Raw genomic sequence first — 25,260 nt, 5'->3', positions numbered from 1 at the left:
TTGGGACATTTGTGAAATCTGGTTTTCAACGTTTGGGGCGTTTTTGTGCGTGGAGCTTAGCCACTATTTTGGTTGTAGTCGCTATTGTCGTGACGACACTTCGCGTTACATTACCACAACTTGACCACTTCCAAGATGAGATCAAAACCTGGGTCAGACAAGGGACAGGTTTTGACTTTTCTATCTCCAGCGTTGCTGGTTCTTGGCGAAACAGCCATCCATCCATTAACTTACTCGGTCTGGAAGCCAACCTGCCTAATAATCAGGATGCTCGCTTCGCGGTGGATGAGATTCAGATTGAATTTGATTTAATCCAGTCTTTCCTTCAATTCCAACCCGTTGTCGCTGATCTCACGATCCACAATTTGGCACTGGATATTCGCAGCGTGAGCATTTTGCCCGATACCGAAACTCAATATCCCGTCCTCACGGCAGAAGAGAGTGAAGTTAAGCTGATCGACCAATTAGACTCCCTTCTGCTGCGTCAGTTTGAAGACTTTACAATCACAGATTCTCGCATCTGGTACAAATCCGTTTCCGGAGAAACGAGACGATTAGATATCGATCAACTTCGCTGGAGTAATCAGGGTAAGCGCCACTTGGCGGAAGGTACGGTAAGTATCTCAGATGCCAAAATCAATTCTCTGTTAGTAAATGCTAACTTCAGAGATCATGGTTCATTGCGTGATGTGTCTGGGGAGTTTTATATCAGCGCACAAGACGTCTCTGTGACGCCTTGGCTGACCAGATATATTCAGACCGAGTCAGGCGTAGAGTCGGGTAAAGTGAGCCTGAATACCTGGTTAACCCTAAAGCACAGCCAGCCCCGCGATGCTTACGTTGAATTGCAGCCTTCTGAGTTAGTCTGGAATGAAAACGGTAGTCATCAGCTATTCATCGAATCAGGTTTCTTTAAACTGTTACCAGATAAAGAAGGCTGGAAAGTAAATGGTCACTCACTTCAAATCCGAACTGATGAAAAATCTTGGCCAGAGCTGGATGTGGCGTTTGATTGGCAGCCTTCGGGGTGGATGCTTAATCTGTCTCAAATTGATATTGAGTCTGTCACGCCGCTGATAAAGCTTGCGCCAGAGTCTGAATCAACCAGCGAACTCATCAGTCAGTTACAACCGAAAGGACTAGTAGAAGACATCCGCCTATCGATGACCGGCGGCTTAGACACATTGCGTTATTCCGCTGAACTGGATGAACTAGGCTTAACGCAATGGAAGTTACTTCCCGGTTTTCAACATGTTCAGGGTACCGTGTCTGGAGATGTGAATCAGGCCAAAGCGAAGGTAACGGTTATTGACGATGTCTTTCCTTATGGCGATGTGTTTCAGGCTCCACTGAATATTAAACAAGGCGAAGTTGATATTGTCTGGCAGAAAGATGAACTAGGATGGCGCTTGTGGGCAGATAAGGTGACTGCAGCCACGCCAGATTTACAGGTGTTGGGCGCTTTCCGTTTAGATTTTCCGAAAGGCCAAAGTCCATTCCTGTCATTTTATGCCGAAGCGGATCTCTATAATGCGGGTGAAACCTGGCGTTACTTACCAACCTTAGCTTTAGGGCAACATCTTACCGATTATCTCTCTACTGCGATTCAAGGCGGTAAAGTGAATACCGCGAAGTTGTTGTGGTACGGAGAACTCGGTGATTTCCCGTATCAAGAACACAATGGCATGTTTCAGGCGTGGGTTGGGCTAAAAGACGCGAAATTCAGTTTTGATACTGCGTGGCCAGCCATCACTGATTTACAGTTGGATTTGTTGTTTGAAAATGATGCCATGTATCTGGACTCAAAATCAGCGACACTGGACGGCGTTGACGCTAAACGAATCACTGGACGAATTCCGAAACTGGCTCCTGACGGACATATTGAAATTGAAGCCAAAGCCAGCGCACCGGGTAACGAAGTCCGTGACTACATGATGGCAACGCCATTGGTTGATTCAGTTGGCGCGGCATTGACCGCTTTGCAAGTCAGTGGTCCGGTTTATTCCGAGTTTCAGCTTAATATCCCTTTTAATACCGCTAACAAAGCCAGAGCGTGGGGCTATGCCGATCTCAAAGATAATCGAGTTGATATAGAAGCGCCGCCAATGACGCTGGAGAAGGCGACCGGACGGATTAATTTTGATAACGATGTGGTTACGACATCTGGACTGGCGGCCGAGTTGCTGACGCAACCTATTTCGCTGGATTTTCGCGGTGAAAGCTCAGACCAAGGCTATGACGTTACCATTGATACGTTGGGCGATTGGGACGTTGAACCACTCAAACCTTACCTTGGGGAGCGTTGGCTAAACTTGGTTTCTGGTCATGCACCATGGCAAATGGATATCGATTTGCAGCTCAATGATGTTGGATTTACTTATCAGGTTGATGTGTTAGCTGAGCTAAATCGTGTGGCAAGTCAGTATCCATATCCTCTGGCGAAAAAAGAGGGTAAATCAGGGCAGGCGAAGTTGCAGGCATCAGGCAATCAGGAAAGTATCTCGGCTCGCTTAGAAATCCCAAATGCAAAATATCAGACTGAGATTGATATCTCCGGTGAGGCCCCTGTCTTAACGGCCACTCACCTGGCGCTTGGGCAGAGCGGATTCAGAATGAGCCCAATTACGGGGCATGATGCTTCGATCCGGCTCGATGAAATTGATCTGGATAAATGGCTGGAACTGGCAAAAGTGCCAACCAGTGATGCACGTTCTGTGCTCTCTAATATGAAAACGCCGACTATCCCTTTGCCATCTCGTATCGAACTCAATGCGCAGAGTGTCAAGCTTGGCAAGATTGAATTTCATGACGTTGATTTCAGTGCCAGCAAAAAGAACTTAAGCTGGCAGATGCAGGTGAACAGCCAAGAAGTGAAAGGAAAAGCGAATTACCTTACGCCTGATAACTTGTCGGTGTCACTGGATCGTCTTCATTTGTACATCCCGGACTATGAGAAAATAGCAAAAGAGCGGACCTCTATTTTTGCTCGTGAAGATCAAAGTGCACCGCTAATCACTGATTTTGACCGTCAGTTTCATGCTGAGATGCCAAACTTAAGCTTGAAGATTGATGATTTTTGGCTGCAAGGTTACAAAGTTGGCAAAGTTAACGTTGACTTACAGCGCCATGGTGACCGTATGGAGTGGAAAAATATCACCTTCAGTAGCGGGAAAAACCGTATTGATATGAGCGGCTGGTGGGATCTGAATAATGAACACAGTCATTCTAATCTGATCATGAAAATGAAGGGTGATAACAACACGGATCTTATGGAGCGTTTTGGCATAACTTCTGGTATTCAGCAGGCTCCCTTCGAGATTAATGCCAACATGGAATGGGACGGTGCCCCTTGGTCTATGAAGACTCAAACATTACAAGGTGATGTATCAACAGAGTTCGGAAAAGGGGTGATCAGTGAAGTAAGCGGTGCAGCGCGTCTGCTAGGTTTATTCAGTCTTGATTCTATTATTCGTAAGATGCAGCTCGATTTTACCGACGTGTTTGATAAAGGCATGGCTTTCAATTCGATCACTGGCACGGGTAAAATTCAGGATGGTGTGTTTATCACCAATGATATAGTGATGGACGCGCTGGCGGGGGAAATGCAAATTCGTGGTATCGCAAATGTCAGCAGCAGAATGGTAGACGCTGAAGTAAAGTTCACTCCGGATATTACCTCTGGGATACCAATGTTGACAGCATTCGCGGTAGCGCCTCAGACGGCCTTGTATGTTCTGGCTATCTCCACCGTGATTTCACCAGTGGTTGAGGTATTTACTCAAGTGAATTACGAAGTAAAAGGGCCGCTCGATTCGCCGACAGTAAAAGAAATATCGCGCAGCAAGGGCGAATATAAGCTGCCTGAAAAACTGCGAAAGCAGACAAAATAATCACGCTTATTTAATGAATGTAAGGAAAAGGAAGCACATGGAACGTGTTGGTATCATTCAAATGACTTCGGGTCCAGATATCGAAGAAAATCTGGAGTTTATCGACAAGCAGTGTGGTCTGGCAGCAAAGCAGGGTGTAAAACTCGTGCTTACGCCGGAAAATTGTGTGTTGTTTGCCAGTCGTGAAGAGTACCATCAATACGCGGAGCCACTGGGAAGTGGCGCGATTCAACAACGTCTGGCTGATATCGCCAAACGTAACCAGCTGACTCTGATTGTTGGCAGTATGCCTATTCAAAGGGCTCGTGGTGTCACGACCACTACGTTGATTCTACCGCCACATGGTAAGTGTATTGCCCACTATGACAAGCTGCACATGTTTGACGTTGAAGTGGCAGACGGGCATGGTAGTTACCGTGAATCCGATACATTTACGGCTGGCAATCAAATTGTTGTAGCGGAAACGGACATCGGCAGTATTGGCCTGAGTATTTGCTATGACGTGCGTTTTCCTGAATTATACAAAGAGCTGCGTTTGGCTGGTGCTGAGATTATTGTCGTCCCCGCTGCCTTTACTGCCGTTACCGGTGAAGCTCACTGGGAGATATTGTTACGCGCTCGCGCTATAGAGACCCAGTGCTGGATTCTTGCCTGTAACCAAACCGGCACGCATCCTGGTGGTCGCAAAACGTGGGGACATTCTATGGTCGTTGACCCTTGGGGCCGAATACATAAACAACTTCACGGCCAGGTAGGATTATTGGTGGCTGAGATAGATTTGTCACAAAGCCAGCAAGTAAGGCAAAATATGCCGCTGACTCAACACAGTCGCTTTCAAAATGAATTGAGACGGAAATAAAAGAGCTAACTATGAGCACAAACCAAATAGAACAGGCACTCATCGCCCAAAACGGTCTGACAGAGCAAGACATTGCTGACACATTAGCGAGTATTGCAACCCGCCAGATCGATTATGCGGACATTTACTTCCAGTCCAGCTGGCATGAGTCTCTGGTTCTAGAAGACAGCATCATCAAAGACGGCTCTTTTAATATTGATTGTGGTGTCGGTGTCCGGGCTGTGACTGGTGAGAAAACAGGCTTCGCTTACTCAGACCAGATTAATCTGGATGGTCTTAAGCAAAGTGCTATCGCAGCGCGCGGCATTGCCCAACAAGGACAAAATGGTAAGGTTCAGGCATTTAAACGCACTGATAACCAAACTTACTATGCGGCGGTTAACCCGCTGACAGGCTGGGAAAAGCAGCAAAAAACAGAGTTACTCAAATCTCTCGATGCCTATATCCGTACTAAAGAACCGCTGATCAAAGAAGTGTCTATCAGCATCAGTGGTGTGCACGAACAAATGTTAGTCGCAGCGACTGACGGTACTTACGCTGGAGATATCCGTCCGTTAGTGCGTCTTTCTATTAGCGTATTGGCACAGAAAGGTGATCGCCGCGAACGCGGTAGCGCAGGTGGCGGTGGTCGTTTTGGTTACGATTTCTTCCTCTCTGAAACTGATGGCGTGAAGCAGGCGTTCCACTATGCAGATGAAGCCATTCGCATGGCTTTGGTTAATTTAGAAGCAGAAGCGGCTCCGGCGGGAATGATGCCAGTGGTACTTGGCTCTGGTTGGCCAGGAGTGCTGCTGCACGAAGCGGTAGGTCACGGTCTGGAAGGTGACTTCAACCGGAAGGAGTCGTCGGTATTTTCGGGCAAAATCGGTCAGCAAGTCACATCATCACTTTGTACCATCGTTGACGATGGCACACTGAAAGATCTGCGTGGTTCATTGAACGTGGACGATGAAGGTGTGAATGGTCAGTACAATACGCTTATCGAAAATGGTGTGTTGAAAGGCTACATGCAAGACAAGCTGAACGCACGTTTGATGGGTGTGAAGCCTACAGGTAACGGCCGTCGTGAGTCTTACGCGCACCTGCCAATGCCGCGCATGACCAACACTTACATGCTGCCGGGTCAACACACGCCTGAAGAGATTATCTCGACAGTGAAGAAGGGTTTGTATGCACCAAACTTTGGCGGTGGTCAGGTCGACATCACCTCTGGTAAGTTTGTGTTCTCGGCATCCGAAGCTTACTTGATCGAAGATGGTAAAATTACGCGTCCGGTGAAAGGTGCTACGCTCATTGGTTCAGGTATTGAGGCAATGCAGCAAGTTTCAATGGTTGGTAATGACCTAAGAATCGACAAAGGCGTGGGCGTGTGTGGTAAAGCAGGGCAAAGTGTCCCTGTAGGCGTAGGTCAGCCTACGTTGAAGCTGGACTCGCTAACGGTCGGTGGTACGGAATAGACAAGGTTCTAGGATCCTAGGTTATAGGTCCTAGAGGGGGCTTGTTGGGATTACAGAATACGGAATACGGAGTATAGGGCAACGTTACTCCGTAGCCTGTATTCTGTAATCCGTAAGCGAAGCGTCCAGTTTTTTCCTAGGACCTAGTCATCTAGAACCTAGGATCTTCTTTACGCGACGCGTCCAGTTTTTTCCTAGAACCTAGTCACCTAGAACCTAGGATCTTTTTAAGCGACGTGTCCAGTTTTTTCCTAGGACCTAGTCACCTAGAACCTAGGAGCTTTCTTAAGCGAAGCGTCCAGTCTTTTCCTAGGCCCTAGTTACCTAGAACCTAGGATCTTCAGTTTACATATTCTCTTCAGCAAACTCTGCCAGACGGCTACGAACCACGCCGTTAAGGTGAATGTTTGCACTGCCTTCAAAGTTCTTGAAGCGTTCAACCATGTAGGTCAAGCCTGAAGTCACAGGTGTGAGGTAGTGAGAGTCAATCTGCGCCAGGTTACCGGAACAGACAATCTTAGTGCCTTCACCACAGCGGGTGATGATGGTCTTGATTTGCGAAGCGGTTAAGTTCTGACACTCATCGAGAAGTACGAATGCATTTTGAATCGAACGGCCACGCATAAAGTTTATCGACTTAAACTGAATGTTGGCTTTATCGCAAATGTACTTCATTGAGCCTTCTGTACAGTGGTCATTTTTATGCAGCGCTTCCAGCGTATCGGTAACCGCTGCCAACCACGGCATCATTTTCTCCTCTTCAGTGCCAGGTAGGAAGCCAATGGATTCGCCAATATCTGGTGTATTGCGCGTTACGATAATTTTATCGAACATCTTCTTCTCGATGGTTTGCTCCAGTGCTGCTGCCATGGCTAACAGTGTTTTACCACTACCTGCAGCACCTGTGAGAATGACCAAGTCAATATCAGGGTCGAGCAACGCATCTAACGCCATCGCCTGATAGATGTTTTTCGGGGTAATATCCCAGGCGCGACGGTGCATCATGCGTTCACGGCTGAGATCAAGTAGAGTTAGCTTATCGTCATTGATGGTTTCAACGCGGGCTGCAAAGTCGCTATCTTCATCAATCACATACTGGTTAAGGAATGTTGGGTCAAACGGTTCACGGCTAAGTTTGTGGTAGGTTTTTCCGCCCAGAGCATAGCTGTCGACCTCGTCAATACCACTCCAGAAATCACCTTCTCGTAGCTGAAAGCCTTTGGTTAGGTATTGAACATCATCAATCAGTTGGTCTGTTCGGTAATCTTCAACATAGCGTACACCAGCTCCTTTGGCACGAAGACGCATGTTGATGTCTTTAGTAACCAGCACCACTTCACGTGGGGCACGTTTGTTTTGCAGATAAAGCACTGCATTGAGAATGCGGTTATCACCGGCTTTGTCGGCGAAGGCTTTGACGGTTTCCTGCAATTCGAAGTCCGCCAAAATGGAAATAGAACCTTGTTCTGGATTGTCTTTCGATACCGGAATGCCTTCTGAAATTTCATCCGGCGTGGCATCTTTAAACATGTCTTCCATAGCGCGAATTGCAACACGAGCGTCTCGTGCAACATCGCGTTTGCTGTCTTTAATTCGGTCGAGTTCTTCCAAAACGGTCATAGGTATGACGACATCGTGTTCTTTGAAAGAGAATATAGCGAAGGGTTCGTGAAGAAGGATATTGGTATCAAGTACAAACAGTTTCCGATCGGTATCGCCCATAGCGTCTCCTTGCCAAAAAGTGGCTTTGCTTGCGAATTGTTATGCCATGTAAAGGGTGAAATGGCTTAACTCTGATTGCTTGCAATAGAGGTTGTCGGACTATCGTCGGTTAGTGCGCAACCGAGTAGCAAGACAACTTATGCAAACCCGTGTTGATCCTAATCGTGTACCTACGCGTCTAATTTACATGCAATTGTATATGCAATTAATTTAAACGCTCCTAATGAAAAGTATACGTAATATTTGCCTGTGGCAACTTAATAATTGCCACGAGTTTTTTACAATTTGATTGCAGCATAAATTTGGGAAAAAAAGTTTCCGCTTGGCGCGGTTTCGGCGTGACCTAAATCACAGCTTAAAGTAATATTAGCGACCTTTTCTGGGCATAGGCTAAGGCCGATTTATCATGTTGAGCTAGCTTAAAATTGTTCAGCTATAAGTGGCATGACAAGTTTGATAGGCGTAGCAGAAGCCAGAATCAGATCTAAACTATTATCCATGCCCACGGGCATGAGTAGACCAACAAGAAATACGAATCAAGAATTAATAACGAGGTAGTCAATTCATGACATTTGCTTTGGGGCAGCGCTGGATTAGCGATACGGAAAGCGATTTAGGTTTAGGTACGGTAGTCGCGATGGATGCTCGTACTGTGACATTGATGTTCGCAGCATCAGAGGAAAACCGAGTTTACGCACGTAATGATGCACCTGTTACCCGAGTCACGTTTAACGTTGGTGATGTTATCGATTGCCAGGAAGGTTGGTCTCTGAAAGTCGAAGAAGTGCTCGAAGATGAAGGTCTTTATACCTACTTCGGTACTCGTGAAGATACACAAGAAACGGCAGTGGTGCTGCGTGAAATCTTCCTCAGTAACCACATTCGTTTCAACAAACCTCAAGATAAGTTGTATGCAGGTCAAATCGACCGTATGGACAACTTCGTTCTGCGTTACCGTGCGTTAACCAATCAGTTTGAACAACACAAGAGCCCAATGCGTGGATTGTGTGGCATGCGTGCGGGCTTGATCCCTCACCAGCTTTACATTGCCCATGAAGTTGGGCGTCGCCACGCACCACGTGTGCTATTGGCTGATGAAGTAGGTCTGGGTAAAACCATCGAAGCGGGCATGATCATTCACCAACAGGTGCTGTCAGGTCGTGCCGAGCGTATTCTGATCGTGGTGCCAGAAACACTGCAACACCAATGGCTGGTAGAGATGATGCGTCGCTTCAACCTTCACTTCTCCATCTTTGATGAAGAGCGTTGTATCGAAGCATTCGCGGATGCAGAAAACCCATTTGATACGCAGCAGTATGTCCTGTGTTCATTGGATTTCCTACGTAAGAGCCGTAAGCGTTTTGAGCAAGCTCTGGAAGGCGAGTGGGATCTGTTGGTTGTCGACGAGGCACACCATCTAGAGTGGAGTCAGGACAAGCCGAGCCGCGAATACCAGGTGGTTGAAGGTTTGGCGGAACGTACAGCTGGCGTATTGCTGCTAACCGCGACGCCTGAACAGTTAGGTCGAGAGAGCCACTTCGCTCGTTTGCGCCTGCTTGATCCGGATCGTTTCTACGATTACGAAGCGTTCGTTGAGGAAGAAGAGCAATACGCTCCGGTTGCCGATGCGATTACGGCACTGTTCTCTGGCGAAAAACTGCCTAATGAAGCTAAAAACCAGATCACTGAACTGTTGTCTGAGCAGGATGTTGAGCCACTTTTCCGTATTATCGAAAGCGACAGCGACGAAGAGTCGAAAGCGTCTGCACGTCAGGAGCTTATCGACAATCTGATGGACCGTCATGGTACTGGCCGTGTTCTGTTCCGTAACACACGTGCTGCAATCAAGGGCTTCCCTGTGCGTAATGTGCACTTAATGCCAATGGATATACCACCGCAGTACAGCACGTCAATGCGTGTTGCCGGTATGATTGGCGGCAAGATGAGCTCTGAAGCGCGTGCGATGAAAAACCTTTACCCAGAAGAAATCTTCCAGGAGTTTGAAGGTGATGATTCAAGCTGGTGGCAATTCGACTCTCGCGTGAACTGGCTACTTGAAAAAGTAAAAGAGAAACGCAGTGATAAGATTCTGGTGATTGCCTCTCGCGCGAGTACGGCTCTGCAACTAGAGCAGGCATTGCGTGAACGTGAAGGCATCCGTGCGACAGTTTTCCACGAAGGCATGTCAATTATTGAGCGTGATAAAGCAGCCGCTTACTTCGCGCAAGAAGAGGGCGGCGCACAGGTTCTTATCTGTAGCGAAATCGGCTCAGAAGGTCGTAACTTCCAGTTTGCTAACCAGTTAGTGATGTTCGATTTGCCGTTCAACCCTGATTTGCTTGAACAGCGTATTGGCCGTTTAGACCGTATCGGCCAAAACCGCGACATCGATATTCATGTCCCTTACCTGAAGGGCACTTCACAAGCGATTCTTGCACGTTGGTTCGATGAAGGTTTGAATGCTTTTGCCGAAACCTGTCCTACTGGCCGTGCGGTTTACGATAAGTACTCAGACGCTTTGATTGAGATTCTGGCATCCGGTGACACCAGTGAACTGGATGACATCATTGAAGAATCAGCGAAAATGAACAAACAGCTGAAGTCTCAATTGGAACAAGGCCGTGACCGTCTGTTGGAAATGCACTCAAACGGTGGTGACAAAGCACTGCAAATCGTTGACAAGATTTCCTCTACTGATGGTGATACCAATCTGGTGACGTTTGCTCTGTCACTGTTCGATACGATTGGTTTGAATCAGGACGATAAAGGTGAAAATGCGCTGGTTGTGACACCGTCTGAACACATGATGGTGCCGAGTTATCCGGGGCTGCCTTATGAAGGCGCAACCATCACGTTTGATCGCGAAACAGCACTGTCTCGTGAAGATATGCACTTTATCAGTTGGGAGCACCCAATGATTCAGGGCGGTATCGATCTTCTGATGAGTGAAGGTGTCGGTACATCAGCGGTTTCGTTGCTGAAAAACAAGGCGTTGCCGGTAGGTACCATTTTGCTTGAGTTGATTTACGCTGTGGATGCTCAGGCACCAAAACGCAGTGGTATCACTCGCTTCCTGCCGAGAACGCCAATTCGTCTGATGATGGATGCTCGTGGTAACGACTTATCTTCGCAAGTTGAGTTTGAAAGCTTCAACCGTCAGCTTAGTCCGGTAAACCGCCACCTTGGCAGCAAGCTGGTGACGTCAGTGCAAAAAGAGGTGCACCGTCTGATAGAGTCGGGTGATGTGCTGATTGAACAGAAAGTGGCAGAGGTGCGTAAACAGGCTCAGCAAGATATGCAGCAAAGCCTAAATTCAGAGCTTGAACGTCTACAAGCACTGAAAGCGGTCAACCCGAACATTCGTGATGAAGAGATTGAAGCGATTGAAGAGCAGATCAAGGAGTTAACGGGTTACATCAACCAAGCTCAGGTTCAGCTGGATTCACTGCGTCTGATTGTGGTCAGCCACAACTAATAACGAGTGTTCAGCATAAACAACAAAAGGCCTTCGATTGAAGGCCTTTTTGTTTTTCATATACTTGGCTGCAAATTACATTAGCCACTTCCACCAGATAAACAGCGCCAGGAAGCCGAACAGGTAAATCAAACCAGCAATGGATAACCACTTCAATTTACGTCCGACAGCTAATGGCTTAGGCAAATCTGTTTTACTCACCAATATGTAGTTCAGTAGCGCAAAGAATGGTGTAGTCATGAACGCCAGAATCATCGCAAAGTTCAGCATTGGCAAAAGTGCCGAAGCCCAGAAGATCACAATACCTAGTGCAACTAAAGAAACCACCAGCATGATAGCGGATGTCGCTTTCGGGTTTGTGTCTGCTTGTGAACGCAGCAGGCGTTGAGAGTCTGAAATAACACGAGAGTAACCATCAATAACGGTGATCGTACTGCCGAAAATACAGAAGAACGCAATCACTGCAATTAGGTAACGAGACCACTCACCAATGGTTGACGCATACAAGCCAACAAGTTGGTGGGAGAAGCCCACACCAGAACTTTTTAGCTCAACACCAGAGCCATGCAGCATCAGCGAGCCCAGCGCTAAAAAGACAATCGCAAGAATCGCGGTGCCGATGTAGCCGACGTTAAAATCAAACAGAGCAGAGCGTGGGGTAACCTCTTGTACACTGGCTTGACGTTTTAACCAGGCAGAAGTTAAACACGAGATTTCGATAGGAGCTGGCATCCAGCCCATCGTCACAACGATAAAACCGATAGCAGCAATAGTCCAAGGTGAAGGTGGCTCGAAGTTCGCCACTTGCTCAACCGGATTACCAAAAGCAATAGCGACAGCGAGTAACGTTGCAATCGTCAGTACTGACATGATCACTTTAGAAAGAGTGTCTAACGCTTTGTAGTGGCCTGCAAAAAGAATGATGAGACACGTCGCGAGCACGATGATGCTCAGAGAAGTCATTGATAACGAAAATGGAATGAAATAGCCAAGAAGGCTGGCACTGAACATCAAAAGAGCAGCGGTATTGATGACCGCTGATACCACACTTAAGAACAGAAATACCCACAGGTAAGGGCGACCTAGCTTCGCGTAACCTTCAACCAAGGTATTGCCTGTGCCCATGGTGTATTGCACGCCTGCTCGGAAAAATGGGTATTTGAATAAGTTTACAAGCAGGATAAGTGCGGCGAGTTGCCATCCATAGATCGCACCAGCTTTGGTTGATGCAACGAGGTGAGAACCTCCCACGGCTGCCGAAGCCATAAGAATGCCGGGGCCAAGCGATCGAAATAGTGCGGATATTTTAGATGGGGGTGGTGTTGTTATGGCAGAGTCCATGCTTCTTGTCCTTGTATTTTTATTTGTTCCCAAGTGATCTTGGGTGAGCACCTCACAGCATTATTTCGGGTGAACGGAGAAGTAATGACGTTAAGCGCAGCGGTAATGTTTTTAAAATGATGTGTTTGAACCTGAATGTATTTATTTTTGTATGTCTAATGATGAGGCTTCAAGGATATGAAGCGTCAGGAGTAGCAGGTCTTCTCTAGCACTCTATAAACATATTGCTTGCCTTGTCAAACTATATTTACATGCTGATGTTTCCTACATTTGGTAGGGTTATTGACTTTGGTTTTCTTTTTAATTTGTTAGGTTGAAATTTCAAATAAAATGCGTTTTTGACAAGGCCTCGCTATAATCGCGGCGTTTTAATTTTCTAGAGAACCCATCATGGCTATGCTTGAATACACGCCCCCAACAGACCCTTGGATTGACATCGTTTTCGAGGATGAGCATATCTTGGCTGTGAACAAGCCATCTGGTCTGTTATCTGTACCGGGACGTCTTGTCGAGCATCACGACAGTATGTGGAGCCGTCTACAAGAACAATACCCTGATATTCAAGTGGTACATCGCCTAGATATGTCTACTTCGGGCCTGATGGTCTTTGCGAAGAATAAGCGTGCGGAAAGTGCATTAAAAAAGCAGTTCCAGTTTCGTTTAACGCATAAGATCTACTATGCCCGTGTTTGGGGACATATTGAGCAGCAAGAGGGTGAGATAGATTTGCCTTTAATCTGTGACTGGCCGAATCGTCCATTGCAGAAAGTTTGTTTTGACGATGGCAAACCATCAAAAACACTCTTTCAGGTTGCCAAGTTAGAAGAGCATGCAAATGGTGCAAAGACGACGATTGTGCGTCTGTTACCAATTACAGGTCGTTCTCATCAGCTACGAGTTCACATGCAAGCACTCGGTCACCCAATTGTTGGTGATGAGTTCTACGCAGCGGAGGAGGCGAAAGCATTTTCAGACCGTCTCGAATTGCACGCTGCGGAGCTGAGCTTTTACCATCCAAAAAGTCATTGGTTGCGCAGTATTTTTGTGCCTTGTGACTTTTACCCTGAAGCGGAAGAGATGATCTTTGACTATTTCGACCCAGAGCGTAAATTACCAGATTACAAAACACTGCCACGCCCATAAATTTCTTCTAAGGCAGTGAAAAAGGAGCCTTTATGTCACTGCCTAAAGTGGTCTTTCTAGACCGAGCAACCATTCCTGTCCATATTCAGGTGCCGCGTCCTGACTTTGCGCATGAGTGGGTGGAGTATGGTCTTACTTCATCTGAGCAAGTCGTTGAGCGACTGATTGATGCAGATATTGTCATCAGTAATAAAGTCATTCTTGATCAGCAAGTGCTTAGTCAATTACCTAAACTACGCATGGTGGCTGTGGCGGCAACTGGCTTTAACAATGTCGATGTGGATTATTGTGCCAACCACAATATTGCAGTTGCAAATGTGCAAGGGTATGCGACGCGTTCTGTTCCTGAGCATGTGATTGCCATGTTGTTCGCATTGCGCCGCAACCTATTTGGATATCATCAGGATATCGCGGCAGGTGAATGGCAACGAAACAAGCAGTTCTGTTTTTTTACTCATTCCATTGGTGATATTGGTGGCAGTACATTAGGTGTGATTGGCAGTGGTACATTAGGGCAGGCGACCGCTCAATTAGCGCAAGCTCTTGGAATGACAGTATTGTTCGCAGAACGAAAAGGTGCGACAGACTGCCGTCCGGGTTATGTTCCATTTGAAGAAGTTCTTAAGCAATCGGATGCGATTTCACTGCATTGTCCATTGAACGAGCATACGCGTAATCTTATTGGCCAAACTGAATTACAACAAATGAAACCTACCGCCGTTCTGATCAATACGGGACGTGGTGGTCTGGTTGATGAAGTGGCTGTGGTTAACGCGCTAAAAAATGGAGAAATTTCTGCTGCGGGGTTCGATGTATTCACTCAAGAACCAGCAGATGAAACTAATCCGCTAATTGCGAATATGACTATGCCGAATCTCCTGCTTACGCCTCACGTAGCGTGGGGTAGTGATTCTTCTATACAGCGCTTGGCCGAAATTTTGATTGAAAATCTTAATGCGTTTGAGCGTGGAGAACGCGTGAACCGTTTAGTCTAAAAAATAAGAATAAAAAAGCAGACGATGATGTCTGCTTTTTATCGTTTATTTGCGACGAATTAGATTTCTTCTTCGCTCAGCGCTTTAAGGATTTGGAAAATCTCACGGTAAGCTTTAGCTGGTTTACCAGACGTTTTCTCTTTCGCTGCCTGACGAGCAAGCTGGCGAAGGCGTTGACGATCCGCTTCAGGATAAAGTTCCACCACGTCATCAATCGCTTTATCACCTTCTTCTACTACGCGATCACGCAGAGTTTCCAATTTATGCAGTGCTGCCGTTGCCTGTGAGTGCTTATTGCGTATCTTGTCCAGTGCCGCTTGGATTGGCTCTGGATCTTCGTGACGCATGATCTTACCAATGTATTGCAGCTGGCGACGACGCGCTTCGTTTTTAAAACGTTGTGCATCGGTAATCGCTTTGCGCATTTCATCGCTTAATGGAAACTTTTCCAGAACCGCTGGCTTGAGGCTTACTAGTTCCTCGCCGAGCTTTTGTAACTCTTCCATGTCTCGCTTCATCTCGGATTTACTTACCCAGATGATCTCTTCTTCTGGTTCCCATGGCGCTTTTTGATTCTTACGTGCCATTTCAGTTGCCTGTGTTTTGATTAATATTATGACTATTTTAACAAGAATCGTGGGGAGAAAGCGAAATTCTTGTTATTCTATTGTACATCGAATTCAAGATGTGAAAGACAATGGATATTAAACAGCAGGTTGCTGAGCAACGTACCGAGCTAGAACAAGCTGTGGAGAGAGCGCTAAAGCTTGCCGCAGCGAAATCTGATGCCGCAGAAGTCGCAATTACTAAAAGCACTGGATTAAGTGTTTCCACCCGAATGGGGGATGTAGAAAATGTTGAATTCAATAGCGATGGTGCACTTGGCATTACCGTTTACCGAGGTCAACGTAAAGGCAGTGCGTCCACATCTGATCTGAGCGAGGCCGCGATTGAACAAACTGTCATGGCTGCATTGGACATTGCTAACTACACATCCGAAGATCCATACGCGGGTCCTGCCGCGAAAGAGTACATGGTTGAATCGATCCCTGATTTGGATCTGTTCCACCCTGATGCCCCTGATCCTGATTATGCAGCGAAAGTAGCGATTGCGGCTGAGAAAGAAGCGCTTAGCTACGATAGTGCGATTAAGCAAAGTGACGGCGCAAGTTACGATAGCCATTACGGTGTGAAGGTCTATGGTAACAGTCATGGTCTGCTAGCCAGCTACGCTTCAAGTCGCCACAGCACCAGTTGTTGCGTGATCGGTCTTGGTAAAAATGGTGAAATGGAGCGGGATTACAGCTATACCGTTGCACGTCACCGTGACGATCTTTGGACGCCTGAGGTTGTTGGTCGTAAAGCTGCAGAGAACACCATCAACCGACTGGACGCGCAGAGACTAAAAACGGGTCAATATCCGATTATGTTTGCCGCAGACGTTGCGACAGGCTTAATTGGCCACTTAGTGATGGCTATCAGCGGCGGCAACCTTTATCGTCAATCTTCATTCCTTCTTGACCATCTTGGTAAGCAAATTCTGCCTGAATGGTTCAACATTTCTGAACGCCCACACGTGCTGCGCGGATTGGCATCAAGTCCGTTTGACAGCGAAGGCGTCTACACACAAGACCGTGAAATCATTACCGATGGCGTGTTGGCTACGTATCTCTTGACCAGCTACGCGGCGCGTAAAATGAAAATGGAACCAACTGGCCATGCTGGTGGTATTCATAACTGGTATGTGAAATCGACAGGCCAGAACTTTGAGCAGATGTTGAAAGAGCTTGGTACTGGCTTACTGGTGACTGAAGTGATGGGACAGGGCGTGAATGTCGTGACTGGTGATTACTCCCGCGGCGCTGCAGGTTTCTGGGTTGAAAATGGTGAAATTAAGTTCCCGGTCTCTGAGATTACTATTGCTGGTAACTTAAAAGATATGTTCAACAAGATCGTTGCCGTGGGCAGTGACGTAGAGACTCGCTCCCAGATCCAGACTGGCTCTATTTTACTTGATACGATGAAAGTCGCTGGCGAGTAGTGTTAGAAGGGCCTAGGTTCTAGGATCCTAGGCCCTAGAGGGAGCTGGTTCTAGGATCCTAGGCCCTAGAGGGAGCTGGTTGGGATTACGAATACAAAAATATACTTTTCAGTACTCTGTAATCCGTATTCCAAAACAACAAGCACCTGAGCTCCCATTTTTAACTGAACTTACCACAGACACTCCTAGAACCTAGGATCCTAGCCACCTAGGACCTTTCTTTACCTGTATTCCGTAATCAGTATTCCAAAGTAACAAGCATCTGAACTTACCGAATACACACCTAGGCCCTAGCCCCCTAGAACCTAGGATCTTTTCCTTAAATCATAATAGTCGCGAGACCTAGGAACACCGATAGGCCAATCACATCAGTGACGGTTGTTAAGGCCATACCACCAGCCAGAGCAGGGTCGATATTCATCTTTTTTAGGAAGATAGGAATACTTACCCCAGCGATCCCAGCAACTAGTAAATTGGTGAGCATCGCGGCGGAGATAATTCCCCCCAGCATCCAGCTGCCTTTCCATGCCACGACGATACCACCGATGATCAGCGCCCACATGATGCCGTTAAGCAAACCGATCGCCGCTTCTTTCATCAACAGCTCGCGCTTGTTTGCATCACCGATATGACCGAGAGCAAGACCACGAATGACCAGTGCTACCGTTTGGTTTCCGGCAACCCCGCCCATTGATGGCACGATAGTCATTAAGACGGCGATAGCCGCCATCTGATCCAATGTGGCTTCAAACATGTTTGAGACGGATGCTGCAGCCAGCGCAGCAAGTACGTTCGCGCCTAACCAGATACTGCGTTTACGCGCAGATTTGACCACAGGTGCGAAGGTATCTTCGTCGTCATCCATACCCGCCATACTCATCATTGAGTGCTCAGCGTCTTCACGGATAACGTCAACCACGTCATCGATAGTGATACGGCCAACCAAGTGTTGGTTTTCATCCACGACCGGCGCAGATACCCAGTTACGACGTTCGAACAGGCTGGCAACATCAGAATCACTGGTATCCACCGTGATCGCTTCGTCGGCATCTTCCATAATATCGATGATTTTGATGTCAGGCTGAGCCGTAATAAGCGTGGTGAGCGGCAGTTCGCCAATCAATTTACTTTCATCATCAATCACATAAAGGGCGTCGGTGGCTTCTGGCAGTTCACCTTTCATACGCAAGTATCGCAAGACCACATCCACATCGACGTCACCACGAATGGTGATAACGTCGGTGTTCATTATTCCACCCGCGGTATCTTCTGGGTAGGACAGTGCAGTCTCGACTCGAGCACGGTCTGCAGAGTCCATTTGCGACAGAACTTCACGTGAGAGATCGTCTGGCAAGCTACGGAGTACGTAAGCAACGTCATCGGTATCCATGCCTTCAGTCGCTTCTGCAAGCGCTTCGGGAGCCATTTTGGACACGAGGTTGTCTTTAACGTCTTCGTTCAGTTCGTCAAGAATCTCACCGTAGTCTTCAGGGTCGGTGAGTTGCCAAAGCACGTCACGGCTTTTGCGTGGTGCAGCTTCTAAAAGATGAGCGATATCCTCAGGTTCCATGTCCTGAAGTTGACGACGAACATGGACGAAGCGGCCATTTTCTAACGCTTCTGTGACTTCTTGGAGGGCTTGGTGAGCTTGGTCGAATTCTATTTGCTCTGCCATTCGTTCCTCCTAATTCCTGATGTTTACAATGCGTTGAATAATAACTTAATTCTAGGCGCCTTTTAATAACAACTTGTGAAACTCAACAAAATTATTTATGGAGGGGGATGGGAGGTCCTAGATTGCTAGGATCCTAGGTTCTAGGAGTGTCTGTGGTAAGTTCAGTTAAAAATGGAAGCTCAGGTGCTTGTTGTTTTGGAATACGGATTACAGAGTACTGAAAAGTATATTTTTGTATTCGTAATCCCAACCAGCTCCCTCTAGGGCCTAGGATCCTAGAACCTAGGATCTTAGTAAGTATTTGACAGTGTGATTGGGTGGTTGAAAAATTATCCGTAATCCCAACGATCTTTACCTAGGATCTTTCCCTACTCACCTTCTTCAAACTTATCTTCAATGAGCGAGCATACCGCATCTAGCGCTTGTTCGGCTTGGTCACCAGTAGCATGAATCGTGACGTATTGCCCTTGAGCTGACTCGAGCATAAGTAATCCCATCACGCTATCTGCTGTGGCGGTTATATCTTCTTCATTATCTATGGTGATGACGGCCTCAAAGCTTTGTGCCAACTCCACTAACTTCACTGCGGCGCGTGCATGAAGACCTAGACGGTTTTGGATTAATACCTTACGACTTAATTCCACCGTTACTCCTTATCCTTAGCGTTCTTTTCTAGCGAGGTATGACGAATCTGAACCTGATGTCCCTTTTCCGCGAAGTACTCACCAATTTTTTGTGTCAGATATACCGAGCGATGTTTACCACCAGTACAGCCTATTGCCACGGTGAGGTAGCTGCGGTTGTTTGTTTCAAGCAGAGGGAGCCAAGTCTCAATAAAACTCTCAATCTGATACTTCAGAGTGAGTACGGATTGGTGTTGTTCTAAAAATGCAGCAACTGGTGCATCTAGCCCGGTAAATGGGCGCAATCCAGGTTCCCAGTGTGGATTTGGTAAGAATCGCACATCAAATACGTAGTCTGCATCGGATGGCAGTCCGTATTTGAAGCCGAATGATTCAAAGACCATTACCAGTCCTTTGCGGTCACGTGCCTCTATTCGCGTACGTACGGTCTCACTCAACTCATGTAGAGATTGTCCACTACTGTTGAGTACTAAGTCGGCGTGAGCTTTGAGAGGTCTCAAAATCTCTCTCTCACGCTCGATGGCCTGATCAAGAGACAGGGATTGACCGCCAAGTGATAGCGGGTGAATTCGTCTGGTTTCGCTGTAGCGTTTAAGTAACGTTTCCTTATCCGCATCCAAAAATAGCATGGTGACGTCCAGCTCTTTTTTCAGCTTTTCCAGCGTCACTGTGAACTCTTTGAGCTTTTTAGGAATATTGCGAATATCGATGCTTACGGCAACGTTCTGTTTGCTGTCAGCGACGGACTGAACAAATGCGTCAAGCAGGTTTACTGGCAGGTTATCAACACAGTAGTAACCTAAGTCTTCCAGTACACGCAGTGCAATACTCTTTCCGGCTCCAGAGTGCCCGCTAACAACGATTAATCGCATGGTGTTCGCCTTGCTTATTGGTGAATCATGATGTCGTAGAGTTCTTGATCACTTTGAGCATTACGCAGTAGTTTTAATACTTGCTTGTCACTCAGACGCTCTGCCATAGAGGCTAGAGTCTTGAGATGCTCTTTGCACTGCTCTTCTGGTACGAGGAGCGCAAAAAGAAGGTCGACAGGACGATTATCGATCGCGTCAAATTCAATCGCTTCATCACATTGAAGAAGCACAGCGATAGCTTTATCGCTCGATTGCATTCTGGCGTGCGGAATAGCAATACCATTTCCAATGCCAGTACTGCCCATTTTTTCTCTGTTGAGCATACACTCAAACAGCTCGTTAGAGTCTTGGCCCGTATGATCCGCAACAATACGGCTGATCAATTCCAGGGCGCGTTTTTTACTCGTACAGTGGACTGCACTTTTTGTGCAGTCCAATGACAGTATTTCGCTCAGTTGCATGATTAATGACTGTTTAGTTTTTCTTTATGCTTGTTAAGTTGACGAACCAGTTTATCTACCAGCGAATCGATCGCCGCATACATATTCTCGTCATCGGATGACGCATGGATTTCGCCGTGGTTTACGTGGAGCGTAGCTTCCGCGATTTGAGTTAATTTTTCAACTTTTAGTACAACTTGGACCTGATTTATATGGTCGAAGAATCTTTCGAGCTTCTGAAACTTAGATTGAACATAGTCTTGCATTGAATCGGTAAGATCAACGTGATGGCCTTGAATATTGATTTGCATAGACTTTCCTTTTCAGTTAGTGCCTAAAGTAGGCGTTTACGCTGACTTGAAGGGGCGATACCCAAGGATTCACGATATTTCGCTATCGTACGTCTTGCGACTTGAATCCCTTGGTCAGCCAGAAGAGCAGCAATCTTGCTGTCACTAAGTGGTTTTGCAGTATTCTCTGCCGCGACCAGTTTCTTAATGAGTGCGCGAATTGCTGTTGACGAACATTCTCCGCCATTATCTGTACTAACATGGCTGGAGAAGAAGTACTTCAATTCAAAAATACCACGTGGTGTATGCATGAACTTTTGTGTTGTAACACGAGAAATTGTGGATTCATGCATATCGACCGCCAAGGCTACATCATTTAATACCATTGGCTTCATGGCTTCCTCACCATACTCGAAGAAATCTTGTTGATGTTCAACAATACATCTTGCAACTTTGAGTAGCGTCTCGTTTCTGCTCTCTAAACTCTTAATTAACCACTTTGCCTCTTGCAAATTGCTACGAATGTACTGGCTATCAGCACTATTGCCTTTGCCAAGTTGGGCATACTGTTGATTAACTTTTAACTTTGGAATGCTGTCAGGGTTTATGGAAACCGTCCATTTCCCATTGTCTTTAAATACGGATACGTCCGGAATGACGTATTCGGTATCGTCTGGAGTAATGCGACTACCCGGACGAGGATCCAGCTGTTGGATTAACGTTAGAATTTCACGAAGATCGGATTCTTTTAGTTTAGTTTCTTTAATGATCAGCTTGTAATCACGGTTACCCAGATGATCAATATGATGTGTTAGAACCATTCTGGCTTCTGCAAGCCACGGCGTATCCTCTGGAAACGTCGCTAACTGGAGAAGTAAACACTCTTGCAGATTTCGTGACGCAACACCAAGAGGGTCAAACTGTTGAATTCGCTTACGAACCGCTTCTACTTCTTCAAGATCAATATCTTCATTATCGAAGCTTTCGTGAATGTCTTCCGGAGAAAGGGTTAAATAGCCGTACTCGTCAATCGCATCTATGATGGCAATTGCGATGGTACGGTCTGTTTCACTGAACGGGGTTAAATCCAATTGCCACATCAGGTAATCGTATAACGATTCTGTGGTTTCACCTTGGTAGACTGGCATTTCATCATCCAGAGCAAGACCTGTGCTACCCGTGTTTGCACTGTAAACATCATCCCAAGTGGTGTCGATTTCCAGTTCAGAGCTGATTTCCGATTTTTCAATCACTTCGGAACTGTCAGGAACATCAACTTCAGTAGGTTCGTTAGCACTGTTGCTATTATCAGACGCATCCAACTCTGATTTATCTTCACTGTTAGCTAGTGGCTCATCTTGGCCATCTTCAATTTCCAGTAGTGGATTTGAATCCAATGCTTCTTGAATTTCCTGTTGAAGATCGAGTGTCGACAACTGCAATAAACGAATCGCCTGTTGCAGCTGAGGCGTCATGGCTAACTGCTGACCTAGCTTAAGTTGTAATGAAGGTTTCATTCAGTGTTACTTACCTTGTAATGCTCAGAATCTTACCGTTCCTACCTATAATCATAGACGGAAATGAATAATCATAGACGGAATTGTTCGCCGAGATAAACTTGTTTCACCTGTTCATTGTTGAGAACTTCGTCCGGAGTTCCCGATGCAATTAGGTGTCCTTGACTTACGATATAGGCTTTTTCACATACGTCCAGTGTTTCGCGTACGTTATGGTCAGTTATCAAGACACCAAGGCCACGATCGCGCAGATGTTCAATGATTTTTTTGATATCACCTACTGAAATTGGGTCAACGCCCGCAAAAGGTTCGTCCAGCAAAATGAACTGAGGATTCGCTGCTAAAGCACGAGCAATTTCAACTCGGCGTCGCTCGCCACCCGATAGTGCCATGCCTGCGCTGGTACGGATATGCTGTATGTGGAATTCTTCCAACAAATCTTCTAATTTGTCCTGGCGCTCTTCTCTGGTCATTTCCTGACGAGTTTCCAAAACGGCCATGATGTTGTCTTCAACAGACAGTTTACGGAAGATAGACGCTTCTTGTGGAAGGTAACCAATGCCAAGACGTGAACGACTGTGCATTGGTAATATGCTGATGTCTTTATCATCGATAGTGATGACGCCTTCATCACGAGGCACTAATCCAACGATCATATAGAACGACGTGGTTTTACCCGCACCGTTTGGTCCTAATAAACCTACAATCTGACCAGATTCTACTTCTAAGCTAACATCGGTTACTACCTTGCGCTTTTTGTAGCTTTTCGCCAGGTTTTTTGCACTTAGTACCGCCATATTAGTTCTCTAGCTGATTAGGTTGCAAAATGGTTGTGACTCGTTCGTTTTCAGAGCTGTCTGCCACCAGTTTTTGTTGACCAATTTGGTAACGAATAGAAGAACCTTTAATGGTGTTACCGTCTTGAGCTAGCTGAGCTTGACCTTTCATGGTCAATTCGTCAGTTGAAATACGATAATCCAACTCAGTCGCTTGACCACTCAACGTTTTACCATCGTCCATCAGTTGCGAAAACTTAGCTGGTTTACCAAAGGCCTGAATTTGGCTGATCGTTTCAGTCTTTGCATCGCGAGTGACCACGATTTTATCAGCATCAATATTGATACTGCCTTGCTTAAGAGATACGTCGCCACTGAAAATAACCTGGTTACTCTTCATATCCACTTGTTGGGTATCAGAGTTAATGTAAACCGGCTGTTGAGTATCCGACTTTAGTGCCAGCGCGTGAGGCGCCGCCAGAACCAGTGCCAGTAGGCTAAGGTGTAACGGTTTCATATCGACCTTGAACTTTATCTGTCAGAGTCGCAGTTTGCTGTTTCAAGTTACCTTGCATTGCGCCTCCGGTAGTTTCAAATTGTGGCCCGACCAACATTACCTGCTGATCAGCTTTAAAATCACGATTAGTTAGATTAATGACCAGTTTATCAGTTGCCATAGTATCAAAGCCGGCTTCTGGTAATAGGTTCTGCATTAACACCTTGTCATACAAGGTCAGCGTATGGTTTTTATCTAACACAGCTCTTATTGCTGTTACCTTCCACTCAACAACGCTACCTTCACGGTAAACCATCAATGTCGGGTTGTTAAAAATCGTTTCTCCACTCTTAGCGTAATAATCTAAGTTGTTGGAGCGGATGATGTAACTGCGGACACCATCTTCACCATAGGTGATGTTTTCCAGTCCAGTACCACTGAACATAGGCAGTTCGGAATTTGGTGCTACCTGAATCGTATCTTTGCTTTTCGGTGTCACTAAATAGTAGGTGCACCATGCTATTACGAAAATCAAGAGCACATAACAAAGGCGAGTAAAACTCATATAATAAAGGCCTATCGTTTAGCTCAGTACTTCCCTGACCATTGCCTTAATCTTAAGTTGTTTAGGTTCTGTGATGATATTACATCACACCAGCTTTTAGTAAATCATGCATGTTCAGTGCACCAACAACTTTATTGTTCTTACATAGAATCAGAGCGTTGATGTTTTTGCTTTGCATTAAGTTCAAGCCTTCAACGGCAAGCATCTCCGGCTGTGCTGTTGTCGGGCTTTTGGTCATCACTTCGCCGATGGCAGTCGTATGAATATCAATGCGTTTGTCTAATGTCCGACGCAAATCGCCATCTGTGAATATACCAAGCATAGCATCGTGTTCATCCACAATAGCGGTCATTCCCAGACCTTTTTCAGAGATCTCAAGAAGTGCATCGCGAATCAGTGCATCTGGCGAGACTTTTGGAAGTGAATTGCCAAAGTGCATAATATCAGACAACTTAAGCAGCAATTTTCTTCCTAACGCACCACCTGGATGTGATAGTGCAAAATCTTCAGCAGAGAAACCTCTGGCCTGAAGCAGTGCGACCGCTAAGGCATCACCCATGACCAAGGTCGCTGTTGTACTGCTGGTTGGAGCCAAGCCAAGAGGGCAGGCCTCTTGTGGCACCGTGATCTGCAAGTGCAAATCCGAAAGTTGCGCCATGTTTGATTCAGGGTTACCAGTCATGCTGATAATTTTAATGTTCAGGCGCTTCAATACTGGAAATAGAGACAAGATCTCATGTGATTCACCAGAGTTGGAAATTGCAATAACAATGTCTCCGGCACTTATCATTCCCAAGTCGCCGTGTGCTGCTTCTCCTGGATGCACGAAAAAAGCAGACGTCCCAGTGCTTGCTAAGGTTGCGGCAATCTTATTACCAATATGGCCTGATTTACCCATACCCATCACAACAACTTTGCCCTTATTGGAGAGTATCAATTCGCAAGCTTGCTCAAATTGTTCATCAAAGTATTTACCCAGCTCTTGCAGAGCGGCAACTTCGATATCAAGAACTTGCTTAGCAGCAGCGCGAAAATCAAATAGGTTGGACATATCAGTGCTCC

At 46.3% G+C, this 25,260-nt stretch carries 20 protein-coding genes; 7 read left to right on the top strand and 13 right to left on the bottom strand.

All coding sequences use genetic code 11. From position 1 onward, the window contains the following. Positions 1 to 11 precede the first annotated feature (11 nt). From WJM94_RS19475 to tldD, 3 genes are read left to right on the top strand one after another with little or no spacing between them, the layout of a single operon-like run. Positions 12 to 3,890 carry a YhdP family protein gene (locus WJM94_RS19475; protein ID WP_444495852.1) on the top strand — a complete coding sequence of 1,293 codons (3,879 nt, stop codon included), beginning with the start codon at positions 12 to 14 and terminating at the stop codon, positions 3,888 to 3,890. A 37-nt stretch (positions 3,891 to 3,927) separates the two neighbouring features. Beyond that, the gene (locus WJM94_RS19470; RefSeq protein WP_444495851.1) at positions 3,928 to 4,749 is read left to right on the top strand and encodes a carbon-nitrogen hydrolase family protein; all 822 of its coding nucleotides are present in this window, start codon (positions 3,928 to 3,930) and stop codon (positions 4,747 to 4,749) included. A gap of 11 nt (positions 4,750 to 4,760) precedes the next feature. After that, entirely contained in the window at positions 4,761 to 6,206 is a 1,446-nt protein-coding gene (gene tldD / locus WJM94_RS19465; protein ID WP_444495850.1) for a metalloprotease TldD, read from the top strand. Between the two features lie 345 nt (positions 6,207 to 6,551). Here the strand turns inward: tldD and WJM94_RS19460 are convergent, their stop codons facing one another. Then, positions 6,552 to 7,928 carry a PhoH family protein gene (locus WJM94_RS19460; RefSeq protein WP_444495849.1) on the bottom strand — a complete coding sequence of 459 codons (1,377 nt, stop codon included), beginning with the start codon at positions 7,926 to 7,928 and terminating at the stop codon, positions 6,552 to 6,554. 565 nt (positions 7,929 to 8,493) lie between these two features. On the opposite strand from WJM94_RS19460, the gene rapA reads away from it, so the two are divergent. Then, positions 8,494 to 11,403, top strand: coding sequence for an RNA polymerase-associated protein RapA (gene rapA / locus WJM94_RS19455; protein WP_444495848.1), 2,910 nt, complete (start codon positions 8,494 to 8,496; stop codon positions 11,401 to 11,403). Between the two features lie 75 nt (positions 11,404 to 11,478). On the opposite strand, the gene WJM94_RS19450 is transcribed toward rapA, so the two are convergent. Further along, complete coding sequence (locus tag WJM94_RS19450) at positions 11,479 to 12,744, bottom strand: NRAMP family divalent metal transporter (RefSeq protein WP_444495847.1); 1,266 nt, start codon at positions 12,742 to 12,744, stop codon at positions 11,479 to 11,481. A gap of 390 nt (positions 12,745 to 13,134) precedes the next feature. Between WJM94_RS19450 and rluA the strand changes: the two genes are divergently transcribed. Together rluA and WJM94_RS19440 are read left to right on the top strand one after the other, a co-directional pair. Beyond that, the gene (gene rluA / locus WJM94_RS19445; RefSeq protein ID WP_444495846.1) at positions 13,135 to 13,887 is read left to right on the top strand and encodes a bifunctional tRNA pseudouridine(32) synthase/23S rRNA pseudouridine(746) synthase RluA; all 753 of its coding nucleotides are present in this window, start codon (positions 13,135 to 13,137) and stop codon (positions 13,885 to 13,887) included. 32 nt (positions 13,888 to 13,919) lie between these two features. After that, on the top strand, positions 13,920 to 14,882 hold the full coding sequence (locus WJM94_RS19440; protein WP_444495845.1) for a D-2-hydroxyacid dehydrogenase: 963 nt from the start codon (positions 13,920 to 13,922) through the stop codon (positions 14,880 to 14,882). Positions 14,883 to 14,941: 59 nt separating this feature from the next. Here the strand turns inward: WJM94_RS19440 and yjgA are convergent, their stop codons facing one another. Continuing rightward, a complete protein-coding gene (gene yjgA / locus WJM94_RS19435; protein WP_444495844.1) occupies positions 14,942 to 15,469 on the bottom strand; it encodes a ribosome biogenesis factor YjgA in 528 nt (175 codons plus the stop codon). Positions 15,470 to 15,579: 110 nt separating this feature from the next. Here yjgA and pmbA point away from each other — a divergent pair, with 110 nt between their 5' ends. Continuing rightward, a complete protein-coding gene (pmbA, locus tag WJM94_RS19430) occupies positions 15,580 to 16,923 on the top strand; it encodes a metalloprotease PmbA (RefSeq protein WP_444495843.1) in 1,344 nt (447 codons plus the stop codon). A 319-nt stretch (positions 16,924 to 17,242) separates the two neighbouring features. On the opposite strand, the gene mgtE is transcribed toward pmbA, so the two are convergent. From mgtE to kdsD, 10 genes are all read right to left on the bottom strand, one after another. After that, positions 17,243 to 18,598 (bottom strand): magnesium transporter, encoded by a 1,356-nt coding sequence (mgtE, locus tag WJM94_RS19425; RefSeq protein ID WP_444495842.1) that lies wholly within the window; start codon positions 18,596 to 18,598, stop codon positions 17,243 to 17,245. A gap of 368 nt (positions 18,599 to 18,966) precedes the next feature. Beyond that, positions 18,967 to 19,242: an HPr family phosphocarrier protein gene (locus WJM94_RS19420; RefSeq protein WP_444495841.1), complete on the bottom strand. Its 276-nt coding sequence runs from the start codon at positions 19,240 to 19,242 to the stop codon at positions 18,967 to 18,969. 2 nt (positions 19,243 to 19,244) lie between these two features. Then, positions 19,245 to 20,114, bottom strand: a complete 870-nt coding sequence (gene rapZ, locus WJM94_RS19415; protein WP_444495840.1) for an RNase adapter RapZ — start codon at positions 20,112 to 20,114, stop codon at positions 19,245 to 19,247. Between the two features lie 14 nt (positions 20,115 to 20,128). Then, on the bottom strand, positions 20,129 to 20,575 hold the full coding sequence (gene ptsN, locus WJM94_RS19410) for a PTS IIA-like nitrogen regulatory protein PtsN (RefSeq protein ID WP_444495839.1): 447 nt from the start codon (positions 20,573 to 20,575) through the stop codon (positions 20,129 to 20,131). A 2-nt stretch (positions 20,576 to 20,577) separates the two neighbouring features. Beyond that, positions 20,578 to 20,865, bottom strand: a complete 288-nt coding sequence (gene hpf / locus WJM94_RS19405; protein WP_444495838.1) for a ribosome hibernation promoting factor — start codon at positions 20,863 to 20,865, stop codon at positions 20,578 to 20,580. Positions 20,866 to 20,888: 23 nt separating this feature from the next. Beyond that, positions 20,889 to 22,361 (bottom strand): RNA polymerase factor sigma-54, encoded by a 1,473-nt coding sequence (locus WJM94_RS19400; protein ID WP_444495837.1) that lies wholly within the window; start codon positions 22,359 to 22,361, stop codon positions 20,889 to 20,891. Positions 22,362 to 22,432: 71 nt separating this feature from the next. Further along, positions 22,433 to 23,158 (bottom strand): LPS export ABC transporter ATP-binding protein, encoded by a 726-nt coding sequence (lptB, locus tag WJM94_RS19395; RefSeq protein WP_444495836.1) that lies wholly within the window; start codon positions 23,156 to 23,158, stop codon positions 22,433 to 22,435. 1 nt (position 23,159) lies between these two features. Next, complete coding sequence (gene lptA / locus WJM94_RS19390; RefSeq protein WP_444495835.1) at positions 23,160 to 23,654, bottom strand: lipopolysaccharide transport periplasmic protein LptA; 495 nt, start codon at positions 23,652 to 23,654, stop codon at positions 23,160 to 23,162. Next, positions 23,635 to 24,198: an LPS export ABC transporter periplasmic protein LptC gene (gene lptC, locus WJM94_RS19385; protein ID WP_444495834.1), complete on the bottom strand. Its 564-nt coding sequence runs from the start codon at positions 24,196 to 24,198 to the stop codon at positions 23,635 to 23,637. The genes lptA and lptC overlap by 20 nt, the downstream gene beginning before the upstream one ends. Positions 24,199 to 24,277: 79 nt before the next feature. Continuing rightward, positions 24,278 to 25,249, bottom strand: a complete 972-nt coding sequence (gene kdsD, locus WJM94_RS19380; RefSeq protein WP_444495833.1) for an arabinose-5-phosphate isomerase KdsD — start codon at positions 25,247 to 25,249, stop codon at positions 24,278 to 24,280. Positions 25,250 to 25,260: the final 11 nt, after the last annotated feature.

This window comes from Vibrio sp. YIC-376 (assembly GCF_052353105.1).
Taxonomy (GTDB): Bacteria; Pseudomonadota; Gammaproteobacteria; order Enterobacterales; family Vibrionaceae; genus Vibrio.
Note: the sequence above shows the minus strand (reverse complement) of the source record. Positions and strands in the feature narration are given on the sequence as shown.